This is a genomic window from Acidovorax sp., assembly GCF_046314175.1.
GTDB lineage: Bacteria > Pseudomonadota > Gammaproteobacteria > Burkholderiales > Burkholderiaceae_C > Acidovorax.
Genome location: NZ_JBKBXG010000166.1, coordinates 1 through 5,145, shown reverse-complemented (window position 1 = coordinate 5,145; position 5,145 = coordinate 1). Strand labels below are relative to the sequence as shown.

Genomic DNA, 5,145 nt, shown 5'->3' with positions numbered 1-5,145 from the left:
AAGGCCCAGCGCTTCTCGTGGTGGATGACGACCATGCTGCACACCTTTCCGGATTCCATCGCGTACGACCAGAAGCTGCAGGACACGGACCTGGCGTACCTGTTCTCGTCCGAGAAGGCGCTGGGGTCGCTGGCGGAGAACTATGTGGGGTTGCCGTTCTGAGCATCCGGTAGTAGCACGCCACCGTATCGATCCGAAGGGGCGCCGCTGCTAAACAAGGCTTGGTGCAGATCAGCAAGCGATAGGCCTTCACGTGCAGCTGCCGCCTTGACCTTTTCCAGCGCCTGCTCCTTCCAATGAGTACCTGCGACCTCCAGCACCAGCGGTGCAAGCATCCTGCCCGCCTCTTCAGGGCGCTGCACAAGGATGAGTACGAGATCGCTGAACGAGCGGGCTCCAGCCTCATGCGCCAATATACGCAGGTTCTGTCGATGCTCATGTGGAATCGGCACCGTAGCCCGATAGATACCTGACTGAGCGGATGTCCGGTTTCGTCGTTGGTTCATCGGGCACCTCCTTTCGAGCCACCGTCCCAGCATGGCGTCAGCGCTGCAATAAGACTTCGCTCCGCCTTCACAAGAGCATCTTTTTCGCTAAGAGCTGGATCAATGCCAAGCGCGGACGAGCACCGGCTGCGTAAATCAGATAGCGGCACAAAGCGAAGATGAAATGGTCCCTTGCCAGATTGCAGGTCTGCAGCGATATTGAATACGCATCCGCCGCTAGGAATCGAGTGCGTCCAGTAGCGCTTGGCGGGGCCGCCATCGCCTGGACGGCTCCAGCGCATTAAGACATTCTTTTCTTCGGACTTGCCAACGTATTGAACTTCTCCGGTCTGATCCACCAGGAAGTATATGAACGGGCCTGCAACATCGTCTCCTTCCATCTGTGTCTGTCGCGGCACTTGCGCCGGAAGCGGGGCCAAGATGGGGTAATCATGATGCTTGTACTTTTGCTTCCGGCGTTTGAATTTTCCTTCAAGAACATCAGTGAAAGACCAAGCTAGATATGTAGTGAAAGGCTGGGTATGTAGATGTGGCATGTGGTGATATGGATTTCGTGTTGTGGAGATGGCCAGGACGGCTGAGTTGGTTGAACGAAACTTCAGTGGCGCCTGACGCGCTCCTGTCGATGCCCAATCGTGATGACCGAACCATCCTCGGAAACGACTGCATAGATGTCGAGGTGCTGATCGAGTTGGGCTGCAAGCGGGCCTGCATACACCTTGATCTGCTTGCGCGCAGCCTTGTTCAGAAACACCTTGTTCGCTTTACCTGGTGCCCGTTCTGTCACGCCGAACCGCAATAGAAGGTCAACGAACATGGGTGGGATGCTGCGTTGCTGGCAGCGCCTTTTGGCATGGCGGGACATCATGGTTGTGGCTCCTTGAAAATCTTCGACGGAAATCAATTGGGCAATGCAGCAGCCCAACTGCTTACCAATTGGCAGCAGTTTCGAGCTGAGTTGGATTTGTGGCCCGAGGGCCGTCGTCGGCTGGTCTAGACGGCGATGGTTGGCTTAACGGTCGACGGACTGTGTCCAATCGCCGTGTTGCTCATGCGAACGTGGTAGCCCAGACGCACGAGCTCGATGAGATCGCTTTCTGTTCGAACACGGCGTCCTTCCGGGTCGTTGCGGGAGTTAGTCTTGTGCGCCTGAAAATACCCACCAGCGTCAGTGAACCAATGCGGCCGTAACTGTGCGCCAGTGTTTTTTCCGCGCTTAACGATGTAGATGAGCTGACTCATGGGGCTTACTCCTATGGTGTATCAACTAGGTCGACTGTTGATCCTTCGTGCCCATCTCTTTAATACGCCGCTCGAAATCTTCTGCCTGACTCCTGGCATAGACAGCTGCGGACCTCAGTGCGAGCAAGTCTGACGGGAGCTGAAGCGCTCCGCCGACCATCGACATGAGTGCTGTATTGGCGTAGTCGCTTGGCTCTAAAGCCAGGTAAGGTGTCTGATCGATGAGGCGCCGCCTCAATAGACCTTCGCGCACCTCCTCCAAGGCCTTTGTGACATCTTCGGCGGCTTCAGTACCAAGCAAGAAGTGCAAACGCGAGTCCAAGCGCCAGCAGAAATCATCAAAACTGTGGAATGTTTCGTTTACCAAATCAAGTTCGGCACCTTGTCGGTCAATGTTCGCAATGGGTACATAGCGTCCTTTACTTATCAGCCACTCTTTGGCGTCAGCGGGGGAGATATAAGTATTTCTCCCATGTGAGAAAGTCTTCAGCGGCTTGCTCCGTTTTGGATTGGCCATGGTGCGCAAGCTAGCCTCAGTCATGCCAGACAGCAGCGCAATTTGGCGGAAAGTCAATCCTTCGTGACCTTCATAGCCATACCAACCCATGAAGTTGTCTCCATTTTCAATATGTTCCAACACCATGCGGGCCTGCGCTGTTTCGCAGACTTCCACCAACGCGCGAACAGCGTCCTTGCAACTTGAATAGTCATCCCATGCGTGAGCGAAGTGTGAGACCGACAAGTCCACCAGCACTCGCGACACCCACGATGCCGAAGATTCACTGTTCATGTAGTAACCCCTGCCGTAGAGCATGCCGTGATAGGCCAGTTCGTACAGCTCTTCCATAGTGGTCGCAAAAGCAGTGTTTGCGACTTGCTCGTAGGTCAGGGGAAGACCGTCTTCTTCAAACGGCCCAACGTCAGGATTGTTGATGCTCTTTGTACTGGTCATTCCCAGCAATTGGATCTGGGCTTTTTCATGGGAGTCATCTGGACGGTGGAAGATGAAGTGCAGTTGCCTTACCAAAACTAGGCTGATCGTCACGACGTGCTGACGTAGATCGTTCTTTGTCAACGGGGCCTGAAAGAGGCTAGGCGTGCCAAGCGAGGAGTTGTCGTTTATCATGGTGTTTATATTGTGTATATCAACAATGCGATCATACATCAAAACACCGAAGAAACTGTTGATGTCAACGATATCAACGGACTTGTATTTTTGCTACACGAGCTCACAAGCTTGAATGAGCAGCATTAACCTCTGCTTTGCCTCTCTTGCAGGGTGGGTGAACCGCTTTGTCTCGGCAGTGGGCCGGCTTAACGGTTGGCCTGCCTGCGCTGAATGCTTACATTTTGCTATTGAATACATAGCTTCTTGCGCATGCCCATCGCGCGTTGACGGCCTCTTTGGTTCGGAATTCAAGCGCCTGTGCAATGCCCTGGCGCAGGATGCCCGTGCGCAGGTCGAATTCGGGCAGCACCCACTGTGCAAAGGCCTGGGCTGGCGCGCTCCAGCGGTCGCGCGCAGTGTTGGGCGCGGTGCGGTGGGCGGCGCCGATCTGGCCCCAGGCCCATTCCAGGAGCACCAGTGCCACGGCGCGCAGGTAGTCGTCGGCCACCCAGTAGGGCAGTTCGGGGTCGGACTGGGCGGCAATCGCCAGGGTCTGGGTGATCTCGACCAGCGCATGGCGGCGCGCGCTGGCAGCGGCGCTGGGGGCTGCGCCGGGCAGCGTGGTCAGCAACGCTGACAGGCCCTGCCCGCCGTCCGCCAGCACCTTGCGCACCAGCAGGTCGATGGCCTGGATCTCGTTCGTGCCCTCGTAGATCATGGCCACGCGCGCATCGCGCACGATCTGCTCGATGCCCCATTCACGCACATAGCCGTGGCCGCCAAACACCTGCAGGCAGGCGCTGGCGCCGTGAAAACCCTGGTCGGTGAGCGCGGCCTTGAGCACGGGCGTGACAAGCGCGCACCAGCGTTGCGCGGCAGCGCGCTCGGCAGCGTCGGGGTGGTGCTTGGCCACGTCCAGTTGCAGGGCCGTGTGGTAAGTCAGTACGCGCCCGCCGTCGATCCAGGCGCGCTGCGTGTGCAGGATGCGGCGGATGGCGGGGTGGTCTTGAATGAGGCTGGTGTCCTTGGCGCCGGGGGCGCGCATCTGGCGGCGCTCTGCGGCGTAGGCACTGGCTTTTTGCCACGCGGCCTCCAGCAGGCCGATGCCTTGCAGGCCCACGTGAAGGCGTGCGGCGTTCATCATCACGAACATGGCGTTGAGGCCCTTGTTCGCCTCACCCACCAGCCAGCCGGTGGCGTCGTCAAAGCGCATTACGCAGGTGGGGCTGCCGTGCAGGCCCATCTTTTCTTCGATGCGCTCGCAGACCACGGCGTTGCGGCTGCCGTCGGCCAGCACCTTGGGCACCAGGAGCAGCGACAGGCCCTTGGGCCCCGCAGGCGCATCGGGCAGGCGCGCCAGCACCAGGTGGACGATGTTGTCCGTCAGGTCGTGCTCACCGCCGGAGATAAAAATCTTGCTGCCGTTCACCCGCGCGCTGCCATCGGGCTGGAGCACGCCGCGTGTGCGCACCAGGCCCAGGTCGCTGCCGGCGTGGGCTTCGGTGAGGCACATGGTGGCCAGCCATTCGCCGGTGGCGACCTTTTCCAGGTACTGCGCCTTCAGCGCATCGCTGGCGTGGTGCCTGATGCATTCGTACGCGCCGTGCAGCAGGCCGGGCGCCATGGTCCAGCCGTGGTTGGCACCGGCCAGCCATTCGTACAGCACGCATTCCAGCACGGCGGGCAGGCCTTGGCCGCCGTCCTCCGGCGCGCAGGCCAGCGCGGGCCAGCCGCCTTGCCAGAAGGCCTGGTAGGCCTCGCGAAAGCCCGGCGGCGTGTGCACCTGGCCTGCGTCAAACCGGCATCCCACCTCGTCGCCCGTGCGCTGCAGCGGGGCCACGGCGGTGTCTACAAACCTGGCGGCTTCGGCCAACACCTGGGCGGCCAGGTCGGCATCGGTGTCGTCAAACGGCGCCAGCGCCTGCCACTGCGCGGGGGCCTGCAGCACGTTGTTCAGCAAAAACTGGATGTCGGCGAGTGACTGGCGTGCGGGCATGATTGCTCTTAATGTGATAGCTGCTAGCGCATGATGGATAAGCGCTGGAGGCTGTTTTGATTGAATTTTTGAGCTGAGTCGGCGGGCCGCTCGCCTTCGGCCCGAACGGGTGATGGGGTTCGCGTTAAAAGCGCTGCCACGCCTGTGTCCGTGGATACCGGCGCGCCCCAAAGCGAGGGCCGCCGCGCAAGGGCCGCCCTGCCGCGCTGGCGGCGTCCCCCCTCCCACGCGCCAGCGTGAGAGAGGGGGTGAAGGCGCGCAGCGCCTCAGGGGGGTGACCCTCAGCTTTCCGA

6 protein-coding genes are annotated in these 5,145 nt (G+C 59.8%); all 6 read right to left on the bottom strand.

The window, feature by feature from the left end; translation table 11 throughout:
* Positions 1-140: 140 nt before the first annotated feature.
* Positions 141-506 carry a hypothetical protein gene (locus ACK4OE_RS25050; protein ID WP_409889138.1) on the bottom strand — a complete coding sequence of 122 codons (366 nt, stop codon included), beginning with the start codon at positions 504-506 and terminating at the stop codon, positions 141-143.
* Positions 503-1,042 (bottom strand): GIY-YIG nuclease family protein, encoded by a 540-nt coding sequence (locus ACK4OE_RS25045; RefSeq protein WP_409889137.1) that lies wholly within the window; start codon positions 1,040-1,042, stop codon positions 503-505. Before ACK4OE_RS25045 ends, ACK4OE_RS25050 begins: the two co-directional genes overlap by 4 nt.
* A 62-nt stretch (positions 1,043-1,104) precedes the next feature.
* Complete coding sequence (locus ACK4OE_RS25040) at positions 1,105-1,374, bottom strand: hypothetical protein (protein WP_409889136.1); 270 nt, start codon at positions 1,372-1,374, stop codon at positions 1,105-1,107.
* Positions 1,375-1,499: 125 nt separating this feature from the next.
* Positions 1,500-1,748: a hypothetical protein gene (locus tag ACK4OE_RS25035; protein WP_409889135.1), complete on the bottom strand. Its 249-nt coding sequence runs from the start codon at positions 1,746-1,748 to the stop codon at positions 1,500-1,502.
* 25 nt (positions 1,749-1,773) lie between these two features.
* Positions 1,774-2,874, bottom strand: a complete 1,101-nt coding sequence (locus ACK4OE_RS25030; protein WP_409889134.1) for a hypothetical protein — start codon at positions 2,872-2,874, stop codon at positions 1,774-1,776.
* A 217-nt stretch (positions 2,875-3,091) separates the two neighbouring features.
* Complete coding sequence (locus ACK4OE_RS25025; RefSeq protein WP_409889133.1) at positions 3,092-4,852, bottom strand: acyl-CoA dehydrogenase family protein; 1,761 nt, start codon at positions 4,850-4,852, stop codon at positions 3,092-3,094.
* Between the last annotated feature and the right edge of the window lie 293 nt (positions 4,853-5,145).

What these genes read in the sequence shown, in the direction of transcription:
- ACK4OE_RS25050 (WP_409889138.1), bottom strand. Translation starts at nt 506, where the DNA reads ATGAACCAACGACGAAACCGGACATCCGCTCAGTCAGGTATCTATCGG.
- ACK4OE_RS25045 (WP_409889137.1), bottom strand. Translation starts at nt 1,042, where the DNA reads ATGCCACATCTACATACCCAGCCTTTCACTACATATCTAGCTTGGTCT.
- ACK4OE_RS25040 (WP_409889136.1), bottom strand. Translation starts at nt 1,374, where the DNA reads ATGATGTCCCGCCATGCCAAAAGGCGCTGCCAGCAACGCAGCATCCCA.
- ACK4OE_RS25035 (WP_409889135.1), bottom strand. Translation starts at nt 1,748, where the DNA reads ATGAGTCAGCTCATCTACATCGTTAAGCGCGGAAAAAACACTGGCGCA.
- ACK4OE_RS25030 (WP_409889134.1), bottom strand. Translation starts at nt 2,874, where the DNA reads ATGATAAACGACAACTCCTCGCTTGGCACGCCTAGCCTCTTTCAGGCC.
- ACK4OE_RS25025 (WP_409889133.1), bottom strand. Translation starts at nt 4,852, where the DNA reads ATGCCCGCACGCCAGTCACTCGCCGACATCCAGTTTTTGCTGAACAAC.